The organism is Victivallis vadensis, from assembly GCF_003096415.1.
GTDB classification, from domain to species: domain Bacteria; phylum Verrucomicrobiota; class Lentisphaeria; order Victivallales; family Victivallaceae; genus Victivallis; species Victivallis vadensis.
Genome location: NZ_QEKH01000024.1, coordinates 15,868 through 32,518, shown reverse-complemented (window position 1 = coordinate 32,518; position 16,651 = coordinate 15,868). Strand labels below are relative to the sequence as shown.

General features: G+C 62.6%; 11 protein-coding genes. 10 read left to right on the top strand and 1 reads right to left on the bottom strand.

Going from position 1 to position 16,651, the window contains the following annotated elements:
- Positions 1-2 precede the first annotated feature (2 nt).
- Genes C8D82_RS13950 through C8D82_RS13930 form a run of 5 tightly spaced genes read left to right on the top strand, consistent with a single transcriptional unit; the run spans position 3 to position 6,404 of the window.
- The gene (locus C8D82_RS13950; RefSeq protein WP_116884903.1) at positions 3-797 is read left to right on the top strand and encodes an HpcH/HpaI aldolase family protein; all 795 of its coding nucleotides are present in this window, start codon (positions 3-5) and stop codon (positions 795-797) included.
- Positions 794-2,101: a type II secretion system protein gene (locus C8D82_RS22340; RefSeq protein ID WP_116884902.1), complete on the top strand. Its 1,308-nt coding sequence runs from the start codon at positions 794-796 to the stop codon at positions 2,099-2,101. Before C8D82_RS13950 ends, C8D82_RS22340 begins: the two co-directional genes overlap by 4 nt.
- A gap of 26 nt (positions 2,102-2,127) precedes the next feature.
- Positions 2,128-3,825, top strand: coding sequence for a sialidase family protein (locus tag C8D82_RS13940; protein WP_116884901.1), 1,698 nt, complete (start codon positions 2,128-2,130; stop codon positions 3,823-3,825).
- Positions 3,826-3,851: 26 nt separating this feature from the next.
- Positions 3,852-5,672 (top strand): sodium:solute symporter family protein, encoded by a 1,821-nt coding sequence (locus C8D82_RS13935; protein WP_116884900.1) that lies wholly within the window; start codon positions 3,852-3,854, stop codon positions 5,670-5,672.
- A 60-nt stretch (positions 5,673-5,732) separates the two neighbouring features.
- Positions 5,733-6,404, top strand: coding sequence for an MgtC/SapB family protein (locus C8D82_RS13930; protein ID WP_116884899.1), 672 nt, complete (start codon positions 5,733-5,735; stop codon positions 6,402-6,404).
- A 128-nt stretch (positions 6,405-6,532) separates the two neighbouring features.
- Here C8D82_RS13930 and C8D82_RS13925 read toward each other — a convergent pair whose 3' ends face one another.
- Entirely contained in the window at positions 6,533-8,626 is a 2,094-nt protein-coding gene (locus tag C8D82_RS13925) for a carboxy terminal-processing peptidase (protein WP_116884898.1), read from the bottom strand.
- 158 nt (positions 8,627-8,784) lie between these two features.
- Here C8D82_RS13925 and C8D82_RS13920 point away from each other — a divergent pair, with 158 nt between their 5' ends.
- From C8D82_RS13920 to C8D82_RS13900, 5 genes are all read left to right on the top strand, one after another.
- Positions 8,785-13,035: an amylo-alpha-1,6-glucosidase gene (locus C8D82_RS13920; RefSeq protein WP_116884897.1), complete on the top strand. Its 4,251-nt coding sequence runs from the start codon at positions 8,785-8,787 to the stop codon at positions 13,033-13,035.
- The gene (locus tag C8D82_RS13915) at positions 13,010-14,542 is read left to right on the top strand and encodes an N-acyl-D-amino-acid deacylase family protein (protein WP_116884896.1); all 1,533 of its coding nucleotides are present in this window, start codon (positions 13,010-13,012) and stop codon (positions 14,540-14,542) included. The genes C8D82_RS13920 and C8D82_RS13915 overlap by 26 nt, the downstream gene beginning before the upstream one ends.
- Positions 14,543-14,712: 170 nt before the next feature.
- The gene (hisH, locus tag C8D82_RS13910; RefSeq protein WP_116884895.1) at positions 14,713-15,330 is read left to right on the top strand and encodes an imidazole glycerol phosphate synthase subunit HisH; all 618 of its coding nucleotides are present in this window, start codon (positions 14,713-14,715) and stop codon (positions 15,328-15,330) included.
- Positions 15,330-15,968: an endonuclease III gene (gene nth, locus C8D82_RS13905; protein ID WP_116884894.1), complete on the top strand. Its 639-nt coding sequence runs from the start codon at positions 15,330-15,332 to the stop codon at positions 15,966-15,968. Before hisH ends, nth begins: the two co-directional genes overlap by 1 nt.
- Positions 15,969-16,649, top strand: a complete 681-nt coding sequence (locus C8D82_RS13900; protein ID WP_116884893.1) for a lysophospholipid acyltransferase family protein — start codon at positions 15,969-15,971, stop codon at positions 16,647-16,649. It abuts the gene before it with no gap.
- Positions 16,650-16,651 lie beyond the last annotated feature (2 nt).

Sequence of the window (16,651 nt, the reverse complement as noted above, 5' to 3'; positions counted from 1 at the left end):
CCATGTATCCCTTTCGGAAGAGTGTAACGCTGGAAAAGCTGCGGCGCGGGGAGACGGTGTTCATCTTCAAGAGCAATCTCTCCTGCCCGCGCGTACTGGAAATCGCGGCCTCCTGCGGCTTCGACTGCCTGTGGGTGTGCGGCGAACACGTCGCGAACGATCCCGCCGTACTGGAGAGTCAGGTGCTGGCGGCCCGGAGTTGCGGCGCGGACCTGATGGTGCGCGTGCCGCGCGGTTCCTACAGCGACCTCGTGAAGCCGCTCGAACTCGATGCGGCGGGCATCATGGTGCCGCATGTGATGTCGAAACGGGATGCGGAAGCGGTCGCGCGGCAGGTCCGCTTCCATCCGCTCGGACGGCGGGCGATCGACGGCGGCAACCGGGACGGCGGATACTGTCTCGCCGATTTCGGCGAATACATCCGCTTCGTGAACCGTAACCGCTTCGTGACCGTGCAGATCGAAGACGCGGAGGCGCTGGAGGAACTCGACGGCATCTGTTCGGTGCCGGGGATCGACATCGTCTTCTTCGGCCCCGGCGACTTCAGCCAGTCGATCGGCAAACCGGGCGAATGCAACGCTCTCGAAGTCGCAGCCGCCCGGAAACGGGTCGCCGCCGCCGCGCTCCGCCACGGCAAGTTCGCCGGAACGGTCGGTTCACCCTCCGGTGTCCGCGAACTGCAACAGGAGGGCTTCCGCTTCATCAATCTCGGCGCCGACGTGCTCGGCCTCGGCAGTTACTGCCGCGAACTGCTCGCAAAAGCCAACATTCCCAACCCGAAGGAGGAGATATCATGAAAAGGAATGTTCTATCTGTTGCCGTATTGATTTCCCGCCCCCTCGCGGCAAGGTGCCGCTGCCGAATAACGGGATGTGCGTCGTCACTGCGTTCCTCCTACTTATCCTGCCGGGGAGCTCTGCTCCCCCGGCCCCTCGTTGTCTCTCCAGTTTCCGCTCTGCGTAAAAGAGAGGCGGCAAGGTGCCGCTGCCAAGTAACGGGATGTGCGTCGTCACTTCGTTCCTCCTACTTATCCCGCTGGGGAGCTCTGCTCCCCCGGCACCTCGTTGTCTCTCCAGTTTCCGCTCTGCGTAAAAGAGAGGGGTTCGGGGGAGAGAAAGCGGCGATAAGCGCCGCGTCTCTCCCCGTACCAAATCACCTCAACATCTCCCTGACTTCCAGCAAGCTCTCACGCCTCCGCCAATGCTCTGCAAGCGGCAAGTCGGAGCAAAAACGTGAAGTTGCCTTTCCGCAGAAAAGCGGGAAGACAATTTCACGTTATTGCGAATCTTCTTCCCCCGCCGAACGACCGCTGCCTCGCCTGTCGACCGTCCCGTACCCGGCACCGGCACCTTGCCGGACGCAGGGGGCGCGGGGGGCGGCGGACACGCCCCCCGCATTCCGCCATGTAAGGCCGACCACCGTAAATTTTACGCTAATCGAGTTGCTGGTCGTGATAGCGATCATCGCGATACTGGCGAGTATGCTGCTGCCGGCATTGAACCAGGCGCGCGAAAAGGCCCGTTCGATCCGCTGTACCGGCAACCTGCGCCAGATTCTGCAACTCTGCAACCTCTATACCGGCGATTTCGACGGGCGGCTGCTGGTGCGCTCCACGGTGGACGACCTCGGCCACGCCAGCTGGGCCAAACGGCTCTATTACCGGGGCTATCTGAACGACGGCCAACTGGCGATCTGCCCGGCGCGGGCGCCTTTCACATTCAGTTTGAAAGATGACGGGGCGATCCAGTTCGTGTACGGCATGCCCCGCAAGCCCGCGGAGTGGCAGCCCTACCTCGGCGATGCGATTGCAAAACCTTCCAATGAAACCCGCGACGATGTGAACGTGCTGAACTTCCCGCGGATCAAGGGGAATAAAATGGTGATTGCCGACAGCTTTTCCACCGACGCCGCCTTTCTGAAGCAGACTTTTGAATGGGGGACGGGGAGCTCCGCGAACGTTGCGGCGTTCGATCACGCCAACCGGGCCAATATCGGCTGGAGCGATGGCCACGTCTCCTCGATGGGGGCCCGCGAGGTCCGGGAGGAGAGCGGCGACCTGATTACGCACTATGCGCACGGCGGTAAAAAACTGCCGTTCTGACCTGAAGCAACAAAGGAGACTTTTCCATGAAAGCAATTTCCCTGACCGCCTGTACCGTGTTCGCGGCGGCTGCCTTCGCGGCCGCGCCTCCGGCCGGAACCCGGCTCTTCAACGGCGGCCGCGTCGAACCGGTCGGCATGTCGCTGATCGAAACCTCACCCGAACACCTGAATTTCTGCTTCGCCCACCGCTTCCCCGACGGAACCATCTATCTGAACCACTCCTCCGGCATCCATACCGTCACGGAACGGGCCTGCCGCGACTGGTCGCCGGACGACGGTAAGACCTGGCGCAAAACCGTGCCGGAATTCGGCGGCTTCAACGCCTATCTGTCGAAGGACGGCCGCAAATGCAATATCTCCTGCTGGGACGACAAGGTTTCCGACCGTCACACGATCAAACGGGTGATCCTCGCGCCGGACGGACGATCGGTCACGGCGGAGAGTTTTGAACTGGCGCTGCCCTTCCGAAGCACATTCCGGCTGCACCGCGACGTGCTCCGGCTCCGTGACGGGCGGCTGCTGCTGACCGGTTACGGACGCAAGGAAAACGCGCCCAAATTCTTCAGCTTCGTAATCGAATCGAAGGATGACGGCAAAAGCTGGAGCTACCTTTCAACCATTCTCGAAGATCCCGCCGCGCGGATGCCGGAGGGGCCAAACGAGTGCGCCGTGGTCGAACTCTCCGGCGGCGAACTGCTTGCGTATGTCCGGGTCGGCGGCGTGTCGCCGCTGCTGCAGCTCCGTTCCGGCGACGGCGGAAGAAGCTGGAGCGCGCCCGTGGAGATCGCGCCTTTCTCGGTCGCTCCGAGTGCAAAGGTGCTCGCCGACGGCACGCTGGCGGTCATCACCGGGAGGCCGAAGCTCTATTTGCTGCTGGACTTCACCGGCACCGGACGCAGCTACCAGCGCTGCACGCTCTACGGCGGCTCCGGCAGCTCCTACGCTTCGATTCTGGAGACCGAACCGAACCGGCTGCTGGTGATCTATGACGAGAGCGATTTCGGTTCGTGGCGCAATCCGGCGCTGTTCAGCCGGATCGTCGCGATGACCCTCGACGTGGTGCGGGACGATGCGAGCCGCCGCCCCGAAACCGACGATCCCGAAGCCGCGAAATACGAGCTTTATTATTCGCCAGCCTCCGGCCTGCTCCCGGAGGACCGGCGCACCTTCCTGCCCGCCAACTACCGTCCCCGCGGGCAGACGGGCAGCGAAGCGTATTATGAAATCAGCCGGATCGCGGAGCGGCCGCACCCGGTTCTCCGTCTCGTCCACCGCGGCATGGATGCGCCGCAGAAATTCGCCCATTTCCACGCACCGCTGCCGCCGGACGCCGGGAAGCTTTCGGCCGGTTTTGAATTCCGGCTGGGCGACGCCGCCGAAAAGAGGCCGCAGTTCGCGATCCGCTTCTGCTTCGAGGGGGAGAGGGAGCTCCCGAACCGGTACGGCTGGATCGGCTTCGGCACGGAAAAGCTCGTGTACCGTTCCGCCGGGAAGCTGAAGGCGATCCCCTTCGCCGCCGGAACCTCGTTCCACGCCTTCACGCTTGAAGCCGACCGTGCCTCCGGCACTTACCGGCTCTTTCGCAAGGGCGAAAAGCAGCCGCTCTTCACCGCGGAGCTGACGGCGGACCGGGCGGTCAGCCCCGGTTTCACCTGGGGCGACGGCTCCGGCGACGTATTCGGAGCGGCCGACCTCAGCTATCTCGGCTTCAACAGCCGCTGAACCGTCCAACGGGGAGAATTTTCACCATGCAACAGGCCTGGTTCGACTACCTGATCATCCTGCTCTACCTCGCGGCCGTGATCGGCATCGGGGTCTACTTCTCGCGCGGCGAAAAAAGCAGCGAAAACTATCTGCTCGGCGGGCGCAACATGCCGTTCCTGGCAGTCGGCATCGCCTGCATGATGTCGCTGCTCAGCTCGGTCTCCATCGTGATGGTGCCGGGAGAGATCTTCAACAACGGGCTGACGCTGTTCAGCCTCTCCGGCACGGTCGGGCTGCTGCTGGTGATCCCGTGTTATTTGCTGTTCACCCGGTTCTACTTCCGGCTCGGCAGCTTCACGCCGTATGAGTATCTGGAATACCGCTACGATTCGACGGTGCGGGCGGTGGTGGCTTTCTCCGCTTTTTACACCCGCACGATGTACCTTGCGATGGTGCTCTACACCACCGCGAAGATCTTTCAGGCGACCTACGCGTGGCCGCCGTGGTTTTCGATCCTGCTGGTGGGAGTGGTCGGCATCGTCTACACCGTGATGGGCGGCACCAAAGCGGTGGTCTGGACCGATGTGCTGCAATTCTTCGTGCTGGCCGGCGGCTTCGCGGTCGTGGTGACGATCCTGTGCGGCCGGATCGACGGCGGAGCGGCCGAAGCGGTGGCGACGGCATTCCGCGACGGCCACGGCATGCCGCAGTTTTCGCAGCCGGAATTCTACGGCCTCTCCCCCTATGTGCGACTGCTTTTCTGGCTGCTGCTCTGGGGGGCGGTCGTCACACCGCTGACCACCTCGTGCAGCGACCAGATCACCATCCAGCGGCTGCTCAGCACCCGGAACTGGAAAGAGGGGTTCAAGTCGCAGTGCGTCGCGACCGTCTCCGGCATGCTGTTCACCTTCGTGCTGTGGTTCACCGGACTGGCGATCTACACCTACTACCGGCAGAATCCCGATCCGGCGCTGGGGCCGGGCAGCGGGGACGCCGCATTTTTCCACTTCGTCTCGACGCAGCTGCCGTCGCCGGTGCCGGGACTGTTCATGGCCGCGATGCTGGCCGCGATCATGAGCACCCTGAGCTCCGGCATGAACTCGATGGCGGCGGTGTGGCTCAAGGAGATTCACCAGAAATTCATCAACCGGAACCTCGCACCGTCCGCCGAAGTCACCGTCTCGAAATACGCGACGCTGCTGATCGGGGTGTTCGCGGTCGGCCTTGCGCTGGCGCTGGAGCTCTCCGGCCAGTGGCTGACCCAGTCGGTTTCGGAGGTCGGCACGATCTTCTACCTGATCGGCGCCGCCATCCTGCCCGCTTTCCTGTTCGCGGTGCTGTCGAGCCGCGCCAATGCGAAGCTGATCTGGGGCTACACCGCATTCGCATTCGGCGAAGGCGTTGCGATGAACCTCTGGTATGCGTTGTCGCGTTCCTCCGAACAGGCGTGGCGTCTCGATCCCGCCGCCGGATTCGGCTGGGCGGGCAAGCTGGATTTCTGCTATGCCGGAATCCCGCTCGCTGCCGGAGCCGCGCTGTTGCTGCCGTATCTGGTTCCGGCGCTGCGGCGGAGGTGGTCCGGCAGGATCACCGCGCTGCTCGGATTGCTGGCGCTCGGCTTCGCGGAGGGGATGCTGGTCTGGTATTTCTACAGCCAGGCGATGGTGCGGGAAGTGCCGCTGGCGCGCAGTTTCGCCTTCTTCCTGCCGATTTCATTTCTCGGAGCTTTCTCAATCCTGTGGTTCTGCCCGAAACAGCCGCGCGAAAAATATCAGGGTCTGACCATCGCCACCCTCGGCCGGCCGCTGCTGATTCCTGCCGCCCGGACTATGGAAATCTCCGCCGCATCCTCGGAAAACGCTTGAATTCCGGCGGAAACATGGTATAGTGACAGGTTGCAACCAACCCGGAAACCATGAGGCTGTATCATGTTGACACTGGAATTCATCGGCCGTCTGCTGCTCGCCGGAGCCCTCGGAGCCGCCATCGGGCTTGAACGCGAATACCGCGCCAAAGTCGCCGGAATGCGCACCCACTTTCTCGTCTCCCTCGGGAGCGCCCTGATCATGATCGTTTCCCAGTGGGGGTTTCAGGATTCCGCCGGAGTCGCCGGAATCCGTCCCGGCGACGCCGCCCGCGTCGCCGCCCAGATCGTCAGCGGCATCGGCTTCATCGGCGCCGGCACCATCATGATGCAGAAACAGGCAGTGCGCGGCCTGACCACTGCCGCCGGTCTCTGGGTCGCCGCCGGAATCGGCATGGCGGTCGGAGGAGGACTCTATGTGCTCGGCCTCGTGACCACGCTGCTCACTCTGATCGGCCTCGAAATCTTCCAATGCATTTTCCGCAATATGAAAACCGAGTGCCTGCAGCTGGTGTTTTCCACCCGCAACCGCAACAACCTGATCAAGATCACCAACGAGTTGAACAACAACGGCTACCGGATCATCAACTGTTCCGTGACCAGCGACCACACCGGCAAGCAGGAGCGGCTTCGCGTGAAGATGTACATCCGGCTCCACGCCCAGAGCGATGAAAACGTTCTGGCCGCGTTTCTGCAGCAGTTCCCCGATATCATGATTGAGAAGATCGAATAGGGAGCGGCAAGGCCGCTTTCGCGGCGCGTACCGGCAGGCCGTAACGCCATCCGCACCTGTTTTGTTGCTGTTCAAGCGAACTGCCGCGCATCTTCCCGGAAGGGTATTGACGCGCGGCGATGAGCGGATTACACCAGGTCGGCGGCGATATTGACGGCTTCGTTCAGCTCGGGATCGAACTGCTTTTTTTCGTCTTTCTCTTTCGTACCGGAATTTTCCCGATAGAGCCGGTCGGCTTCTTCCTGCACCTGCTTTTCGTCCTGATACTCCTTCCAGCGCTTTTCCTCGTTCAGGGAGACTTCCTTCTTATCCTTGTATTTGCGGAAAAGCTCAATCTTGCGGATCAGGCTCTGATACTCCTGACTGGCGGCGATGCGTTTTTCAGAGGCTTCGGCCAGCGCCGGAACTTTCGCGATATGTTCCGGTTTGAACTTCCTGAATTCGACCGGCTTGATCGTATCCCACGGCAAGTGGTTGTCCATGAACATCTCGCCGATTTCCAGCTCTTCGGTCAGCGACGGGAGCTGGATATCCGGCGTGATGCCGAGCTGCTGCACCGAGCCGCCCGCGATCCGGTAGAACATCGCGGTTTCGTAGATCGCGGAGCCGGCCTCGAAATTTTCCCCGATGAATTTCAGGAACCGGTCCAGCTGCATCACATTGAGCACGGTTCCCTTGCCGAAGGTGCGGCTGTCCCCGACCAGAATCGCACGTTCGCTGTCACGCATCGCCGCCGCGAAGATTTCGGAAGCGGAGGCGGAGAGCTTGCTGGTCAGCACCACCAGCGGGCCGTCATACGCCAGCCGCGGATCGTTGTCCGACTCCAGATGAACCTCCCGGTCGCCGGAACGGATCTGCACCACCGGACCGGTCGGAATGAACAGCCCGGTCAGCGAAATCGCCTCCGGCAGGCTGCCTCCTCCGTTGCGCCGCAGGTCCATCACCACCGATTCCACCTTCCGCTTTGAGAAATCCTCCAGAATCCGGGCGACGTCGTCGGTGCACTTCTTGGCTTTGGAATCCCCGCGGAACTCCGCTTCGTAATCCCGGTAGAAGCTCGGCAGCGTGATCACGCCCACCCTGACCGCTTTGCCGTCGGCGCGTTTGACCTCTTTGACTTCGCCTTTGGCCTCGCTGTCCACCAATGCCACCTTGGCACGGGTCAGGGTGATGTTTTCCGGAACGCCGTTGCGGCCCTTTTCGCCGGGCAGCACGGTCAGGGTCACCTTGGTGTTTTCAGGGCCCCGGATGTACTTCACCGCCTTGGAGACCGGCATGTCGACCACGTCGGTGACCTCGCCGTTTTCCTGGGTCACCGCCACGATCCGGTCCTCCACCTTCAGGCGGCCGTCGAGGGCGGCGGGACCGCCCGGCACGATCGCGACGATCTTGATATAGCCGTCGTCACTGGTCAGGGTCGCGCCGATTCCGGTCAGCGACAGTTTCATGCTGATCTCCTGATCCTCCTCAAGCTGGGGGGGCAGGTAGTTGGAGTGGGGGCCGTACACCTGCGCCAGCGCGTTCAGATAGAGGCCGAGGATATCCACCTTCTCCCTCTGCATGATATCGTTGTTGATGTCGCGCAGACGGTTGAGCACCTTCTCCTCAGGGGTCTTGGCCTCCCAGATTTTCGCGATTTTGGCGGTTTCGTCCTTGTCTTCTTTTTTCTTTTTTCTGGCGGCATCGTCCAGCGCCCGGTTGAAAAGCCGGTAGGCCAGCACATCGTTCTTGAGCCGGAGATACCAGAGCTTCTCCAGTTCTTCGCGGTTCGCGGCGCGCGGCAGGTCGCGCCGGTCGGTCACGAACGACTCGTCCTTCGTAAAGTCGAACGGCTTCTTGAGCTGCGCCTCCGCAAACGCTTTGAATTCGTTGTTGCGCGTCTTGTACAGTTCATAGACCCGGAAAGCGAAACTCGAATCGCCGCGCAGCAATGCGGCGCCGAGAGTGTTGCGCACCGGCTCGAACGTTTTCACGTCCTCCTCGGTGAAGTAGATTTTGTTCGGATCAAGCATCTTGAAATACTCGTCGAACAGCTGCGACGACACTTTTTCATCCAGCTGCTGCTGCCGGTAGTGGTTCCGCGAGAGCAGCTGGGCGGTCATCTGGGCGATCAGTTTGAGCTGGCGGTCGCTGTATTCCTGCGGCGCCGCCGCAAGCAGCGGGAACACCATTCCCAGCAGCAGCGCCGACGGTAATATTTTATGCAATATGAAACGTCTCATTTTTTGAATCCGTTGTTGTTTTGGTTGTTGCTTGTTGCGGCAAACGACAACATCTGCCCGAAATGCAATTAAGATAACACAACTGATCCGATTTTAAAAGCAGAAAGCCCGAAGAATGCTTTATTTTTTTACTCCGATGCAGTATATTACCGGAAAGTATGGAATTCATTCACAGCGAGAGCACGATCATGCAGCAGTCAATCCGTCCGGCGCGTACTATTTTCCACACCGGCGATACCGTAACCTTCCGTCTTGACGGCATCCCGGCGGACCGGGACGGAACCGCCGTCGTCCGCACCAACATCGGCCGCGCCGCGATCCGCCGCGCCGAAATCGTCGCGCGCACCGACCAGCATCGCGCGCTCGCCGGCCTCGACTGGCACGACCTGCCGATGAAAGCGGTCGCTCCCGGCGTGGCGGAACTCACGCTGCCCTTCACTGAAATCGGCATATTCGAGGCGAAATGCAGCTTCCTGCCCGCCGACCGTTCGGCGATCCTGTGGCCGGAGGGGGAGAACTTCCGCTTCAAGGTGTGCAGCGCGAACGCGGCGGCGGGCAATACGATCTATTCGGCCTTCGTGCGGCAGTTCGGCGCGAATATGGACAAGGCGGTCTCCGCTCCCGATCCGGAAGAACTCGCCGAACTCGACCGCCGGGGCTATACCGTGATTCCTCCCTCCGGCACATTCCGGGCGCTGAAAAAGCAGCTGGACCATATCTTCAACAAGCTCGGCTGCCGGATTTTGCAGCTGCTGCCGATCCACCCGGCGCCGACCCAGTACGGCCGGATGGGGCGTTACGGCAGCCCTTTCGCGTCGCTGGACTACTTCAACGTCGATCCGGCGCTGGCCGACTTCGACCCGAAGGCGACGCCGCTGGAACAGTTCGGCGAGCTGGTCGACGCGGTCCATGCCCGCAACGGCCGGATTTTTCTCGACATCCCGGTGAACCACACCGGCTGGGCCTCCAAGCTGCAGGGGGAGCACCCGGATTATTTCGTGCGCAAAGCGGACGGCGCCTTTGAAAGTCCCGGCGCGTGGGGCGTGGTCTGGGCGGACCTCTGCAAGCTCGACTACACCGATCCCAAGGTACATCAGCTGATGGCGAAGGTGTTTTTGTTCTGGTGCCGCCGCCACGTGGACGGCTTCCGCTGCGACGCGGGCTACATGCTGCCGGAAGCGGCGTGGAACTACATCGTCGCGCGTGTCCGCGAGGAGTTTCCGGATACCGTGTTCCTGCTCGAAGGACTCGGCGGCCCGCTGAAGGTGCAGGAGCGGCTGCTCGGTTACTCCGGCCTCACCTGGGGCTATTCCGAGCTCTTCCAGAACTACACCCGCGACCAGATCAGCCGCTATTTTCCCTATGTGGACCAATGCAGCGCCCTGTACGGCACACTGGTCAACTTCGCCGAAACCCACGACAACATGCGGCTGGCGGCCTCCGGCAGGGTCTACGCCCGGCTGCGTTTCCTGGTCGCGGCGCTGCTGGCGGAAAACGGCGCGTTCGGCTTTGCGAACGGTGCCGAATTCTTTGCGACCGAGAAGATCGACGTGCACGGCGCGGGAGCACTGAACTGGGGAGCTTCCCCCAATCTGATCGAAGTGATCCGTAAACTCACGCTGCTCAATGCCGACCATCCGGCTTTCCTCGCCGGTTCGCATGTGGAGTTGATCCAGAAGGGGGGCGGCAACGTCCTGGCCGCCCGCCGTACCGCCGCCGACGGCAAAACCCGGGTGCTGGTGCTGCTGAACCTCGACTGCGACCGCGCTGCCGCGGTTCACTGGCCGGTGGCGGATTGCCCCGGGGAAGGAACCGACCTTCTGAGCGGCCGCCGGATTACGTTCCGCCACGAATTCAATGAACTCAATTATGAGCTTGCTCCCGGCGAAGGGCTCTGCATCGATTTCACGGATTACCGGCTCCCTGATCCGGTTCCGGGCCGCGAGCCCGCGCCGGTCGAACGGCAGCGGGCCGATGCGATGGCCCGGAGCATCCTCGTCGCTCTCGGCGGACTGGAAGCGGGCGGCGCGACGGCGGAGCCGGGCAAGGCGATGCTGGCCGATCCCGTTGCGTTCGCGGCGGCCTCTTCCGGCATCGATCCGGCGCCTGTGACCCGTTACCGGGTCGAATCCGATCCGCACCGCCGGGTGATGCTGCCGCCGGGCGATGTGCTTCTGGTGAAGGGACACAGCCGGTTCCGGGTGGAAATCCGTCATGGCGACCGCAATCTGCGGCTGGCCGCCAGTCTTCCCTCCGCCGACGGCCGCCATCACCTCGCGATGATCGCGCTGCCGCCCAACCACCTGACCAGCATGATTTCATTGTCGATCCGGCTGACCGTGTTCGAGTCGGAGGAGAAGATCGTGAAAAGTTCCGGGGAACTGGTACAGCTGCCCCAGCCGGACCGCTGCCGTATCCGACAGGAAAACAGCGCGGTCGAGCATCCGCTCGGCGACCTCTATGCCTTCGCCGCCAACCGGTTCGGCGGAATCAGCTACTTTTCGGCGGCGTGGGGAAGACTGACCAGCAAATACGAGGCGATTCTGGCCGCGAACATCAACCGCTCCTATCCGGTGGACCGCCACGTGATGTTCACCCGCTGCCGGGCGTGGCTGGTGGTCAACGGCTACAGCCGGAGCATCGAACTCGATAACCTGATCGCCTTCAACGCACAGCCGGACAACCGGGCGCGGTGGCTCTTCGCGCTCCCCGCCGGTCAGGGCTGCCGGGCAATATTGGAAATCGAAATGGAAGGGGCGTTCAACACCGACGCGGTGCGCTTCCATTTCCGCCGCCACTGTTCCTGCGACCGTCCCGGCGAGCTGCCCGATTCGACGCCGGCCAAACTGATTTTGCGCCCCGATCTTGAGGACCGGATCAACCATCAGGTCACCAAGGCGTTCGCCGGTCCGGAGCAGCGCTTCCCGGCCGCGGTCCGCTCCCTTGAGAACGGCTTTGACTTCACTCCCGCCGAGCGTCGGCTCGCGCTGCGCGCCGAAGGCGGCTCGTTCCACAGCCAGCCGGAGTGGTATTATATGGTCGACCTGCCGTCGGAACGCTATTACGGGCTGGAGGACAAGACCGATTTGTTCAGCCCCGGCTATTTCGAATATCATCTGGAAGGTGGTCAGACCGCCACGCTGACTGCTTTCGCCGATGCCGCCGACCGGCCGATCCCGGACGGGATCGAGTGGCCGGAACAACGCGAATATCCCTCCAGCACCGGCCCCGATGAGCTGTTTGAACCCGCGATGCGCCGCTTTGTGGTCAAACGCGACGAATTCAGCACCGTGATCGCCGGTTATCCGTGGTTCCTCGACTGGGGGCGCGACACGCTGATCGCGCTGCGCGGACTCGTGGTCGGAAACTTCAGGCCGGAAGCCGAAGCGATCATCCGCCAGTTCGCGCTCTTTGAACGCAACGGCACGATTCCGAACATGATCCGCGGTCTCGACGACGCGAACCGCGACACCAGCGACGCGCCTCTCTACCTGATCGTCGCAACCCGCGACTATGTGGATGCGGCCGGTTCTGCCGCAATCCTTGACGCCGACTGCGGCGGCCGCACCTTGCGGAACGTGCTTGTGTCGATCGTCGAAAACTACAGGCGCGGCACTCCGAACGGCATTGTGATGGACTCCGACAGCGCGCTGATCTTCAGCCCGTCCCACTTCACATGGATGGATACCAATTTCCCGGCCGGAACGCCGCGCGAAGGATACCCGGTCGAAATTCAGGCGCTCTGGTTCGCCGCGCTCGACTTCCTCGGCCGTGAAGAGCCGGAGTACCGCGAACTTTCCAGACGGGTCGCGGCAAGCATCGAACGGTATTTCTTCCAATTGCCCGGACGGTGTTCGGATTGTCTCCATGCCCGGCGCGGCGTTCCCGCCCGCGCGGCGGTGCCGGACGACCACATCCGCCCCAACCAGCTGCTCGCCGTCACCCTCGGCGCGGTCACCGATCCGGCCAAATGCCGCCTGATCCTGACCAACTCCGAAGAACTGCTCGTGCCGGGCGGCATCCGCAGTCTCGCGGACCGGCCCGTCGCCTGCCGGCTGCCGGTCGAGCGCAACGGCGTATTGCTGAACGACCCGGAGCACCCCTACCGGGGCCGTTACTGCGGGCCGGAAGATACCTCGCGCAAGGTCGCCTATCACAACGGCACCGTCTGGAGCTGGCCCTTCCCGGCTTACTGCGAGGCGCTCTACCGGCTCGGCGGCGAACCGGTGCGGAAGCGGGCGCTGGCGATTCTGATGTCGGCGGCGGGATATTTTGAAACCGGCGTGATCGGACAGCTCCCCGAAGTGGCGGACGGCGACGCGCCGCACCGTCAGGGCGGTTGTCCGGCACAGGCCTGGAGCGGATCGGAGTTTTTCAGAGTCTATGAGTTGCTCAAGCGTTCTTTATAAAAATCTGTGGCTCGCCGACGGCACCGGCACTCCGCTGCGCAAGTGCGCGGTCCTGACCAAAGGCGCCGAAGTCCGCGCAATTGAGCCGGCGATCACCGCTTCCGCCGCCGACCGCACGCTCGACCTAGGGGGGCGCATCCTTGCGCCCGGCTTCATCGACGTGCACGGTCACTCCGACTTGTCCATTCTGGCGCGCCCGGAGGGATTCGGCAAAATTTCGCAGGGGGTGGTGTCGGAAATCGCGGGGAACTGCGGACTCTCCGCCTTTCCGGTCACCCGTTTCAACCGCGCCCACCTGAACGAGCTTTACCGTCAGTACGGCGTCGAAATCGACTGGGACGACTACTCCGGCTGGCGCGCCGCCCTCGCCCGGCGCGGCGTGAAGCTCAAGATGCACGCATTGTGCGGCCACAACACTCTGCGCGCCGCGATTGCCGGCTACGAACAGGCCGGGCTTTCCGGCCCCGAGCTTGATGAGATGGCCCGGCTGCTCGACCGGATGCTCGAACAGGGGGCGCCCGGCCTCTCCACCGGTCTCTTGTACGTGCCCGGCAAATTCGCCGATTCCGACGAAATCGTATTCCTGATGAAGCGCCTCGCCGCCCGTGGGGCGCTGTATGCGACCCATTTGCGCAGCGAGGGCAGCGAATTGCTCGAATCCCTCTCGGAAACCGTCGAATGCGCCCGGCGCGCCGGTCTGAACCGCTTGCAGATCAGCCACTTCAAAACCGCCGGGCGCGCAAACTGGTCCAAGCTGGACGCCGCGCTCGCGCTGCTGGAGGCGGCGCGGCAAGACGGCATCGAACTCTCGGTCGACCGCTATCCCTACACCGAGTCGATGACGCAGCTGAGCGTGATCCTGCCCGGCGAATGGGGCGACCTTGACGATGAAACCATTGAGCGCCGTCTCGCCGATCCGGCTGAACAGCAAGCTCTCGAAACCGCCCTCGACGAATCGCGCTCTTCCGAATATTGGAGAACCGTCCGGCTGGTCGGTACCGCCGCCCCCGGCTTTTCCGGCTGCGAAGGCAAAACCCTCGACCGGCTCGCCGCGCAATTCCGGGTGACGGCTCCGGCGCTGGCGGTGAAGCTGCTCTCCGCCGATGCGGCCGGAACCACCGCCGGATTCCGGGGCATGTCCGAAGAAAACCTGCGCCGGATTCTCGCGCTCCCGTGGTGCATGGCCGGAAGCGATGAGAACGCCCGCCCCCTTGATTATTCGATCGGCCGGAGCCATCCGCGCGCCTTCGGTTCCTTGCCGCGTTTCCTGAAGCTGCGGTTCGAGGACGGAGCTTCCATCGAAAGCGCCGTCCGGCAGGTCACCGGCCTGCCCGCCGACACTTTCCGGCTGGCCGGTCAGGGCTACATCGCCGCAGGCCGTCCCGCCGATTTCGCAGTCTTCGATCCCGAAGAACTCGACGGCACCGACGATTTCGCCAATCCGCATACCCCCGCCTCCGGCCTGCTCCTTACCGTGATTGACGGCGAGGCCGTCTATCGCCCATAGCGGGATTTCGCTCCTCTCGAAGCGCCCTGCCCGCTCCAAAGGAACGAAATCCCGACAGAGGTTTCTTTTCTGTTAGAAAATTGTTAGGAAGAGTGTGCCCCCCTTTGGCAATCCGGGATTTGCGGTGTTATATTATCCATTCATAAGAAGATATGATATGGAGGGTGACGATGAGCATCGCCTTGATCGATTATAATATGGGAAACCTCGGTTCGGTGGCGAAGGCGCTGGAATTCGTCGGCGCGCGGGCGGAGGTGGTTTCCAGCGGGAAGGAGCTGACCGGCTTTGACTGCTGCCTGCTGCCCGGCGTCGGGAACTTCGGCGACGGGATGGAGAACCTGAAAAGCCGCGGCTTCGACCGGGCGCTCCCGGAATTTGTGGAAAACGGCGGCTGGTTCCTCGGGATCTGCCTCGGTATGCAGATGCTGCTTGAGGAGAGCGAGGAAGCGCCGGGAGTGCGCGGCCTCGGAGTCTTTCCGGGAAAGGTGACGCGGTTTCCGGCGGTGGGACTGAAGGTGCCGCAGATCGGCTGGAATTCGGCGCGGTTCCGGCCCGGCTGTAAGCTGGCGGAGGGATTGCCGCAGGATTGTTACTTTTATTTCGTGCATTCGTTTTATGTGCCGGTGAATGAGCGGTTCACGCTGGCGGAGTCGGAGTACATCACGCCGTTTTCGGCGGTGATCGGTTCCGGCCGGTGGCTGGCGGCCCAGTTCCATCCTGAAAAAAGCCAGCGGGCGGGACTTCGGCTTCTGGAAAATTACCTGACGCTGGCCGGAGGGTTGGAGTGATGGCTTCTTCCGCGCAGTGGCGTAAACTCTACGACGGGCTTTACAAGCTTTACGGGGATTGCACCTGCCCGCTGAAACATGCGTCGCCGTTTCAGCTGCTGGTGGCGGTGATGCTGTCGGCGCAGTGCCGTGACGACCGGGTCAACGAGGTCACCAAAGAATTGTTCGCTGTCGCGCCGGACCCGGCTTCGATGGCGGAGCTGCCGGTCGAACGGATCGCGGAGATCATCCGCACCTGCGGGCTTTACCGCAATAAGAGCGAGAATCTTTCGGCCTGTGCGAAAAAACTGGTCGATGAGTTCGGCGGCGAGGTGCCGCACACGATGGAGGAACTGACCACGCTGCCCGGCATCGGGCGCAAGAGCGCGAATGTGGTGCTCGGCGATGCGTTCAAAATTCCGGGCTTCCCGGTGGATACGCACGTGAACCGGCTGCTGAACCGGATCGGGCTGGTCGACTGCGACGACCCGGTGAAGATCGAGGCCGAGCAGAATGCGAAGGTGCCGCCGGAATTGTGGAGTAACTTTTCGCACATCCTGATCCAGCACGGACGGCGGGTGTGCGATGCGCGCAAACCCGCCTGCGACCGCTGCACGATCCGCCCGATCTGCAAACGGCGCGGAGTAAAGGATAAATAGATGGGATACCTGAAAAAGAAGTTCCGCAACATCAAGAAGTTCCCGACCTGGATCTACTGGCTGCCGGCGCATCTGCTGGAGCTGGCGATCCATACGATATACCGGCTTGAGGTGATCGACCCGAACGACCATATCGGGCACGCGGAAGGTTCGGTTTCGGTGACGTGGCACAACCGGCTGCTGTTTTTCCCGGTTGCGATTCCGGGATATGCGCGCAAGCGGACGATGGCGGTGGTCAGCGCGTCGCGCGACGGGCAGTATATCGCCGATTTCATTTCGGTGCTGGGGCTGAAGAGCCTGCGCGGCTCCTCCTCGCGGGGCGGGGCCAAAGCGCAGCTGGCGGCGGTCCATGCGATCCGCGACGGCTACAATGTGAGTTTCACGCCGGACGGACCGCGCGGGCCGATCTATGTGATGAAAAAAGGGCCGATCCAGCTGGCGAGCCTGACCGGGGCCGGAGTGATTCCGATCACGATCAACGCGAGCCGCTACTGGAGCGTGAAAAGCTGGGACAAGTTCCAGCTGCCGAAGCCCTTCTGTAAATTGACGCTGATTCTGGGCGACAAGATTTTCGTGCCGCCCGATCTGGATGACGCCGGCATCGAGGAGTACCGGCAGAAGGTCGAGGCGGCGCTGCTGGCGATGACCGTCGACCGGGAGAACATGCAGTCGAAGTCATGATT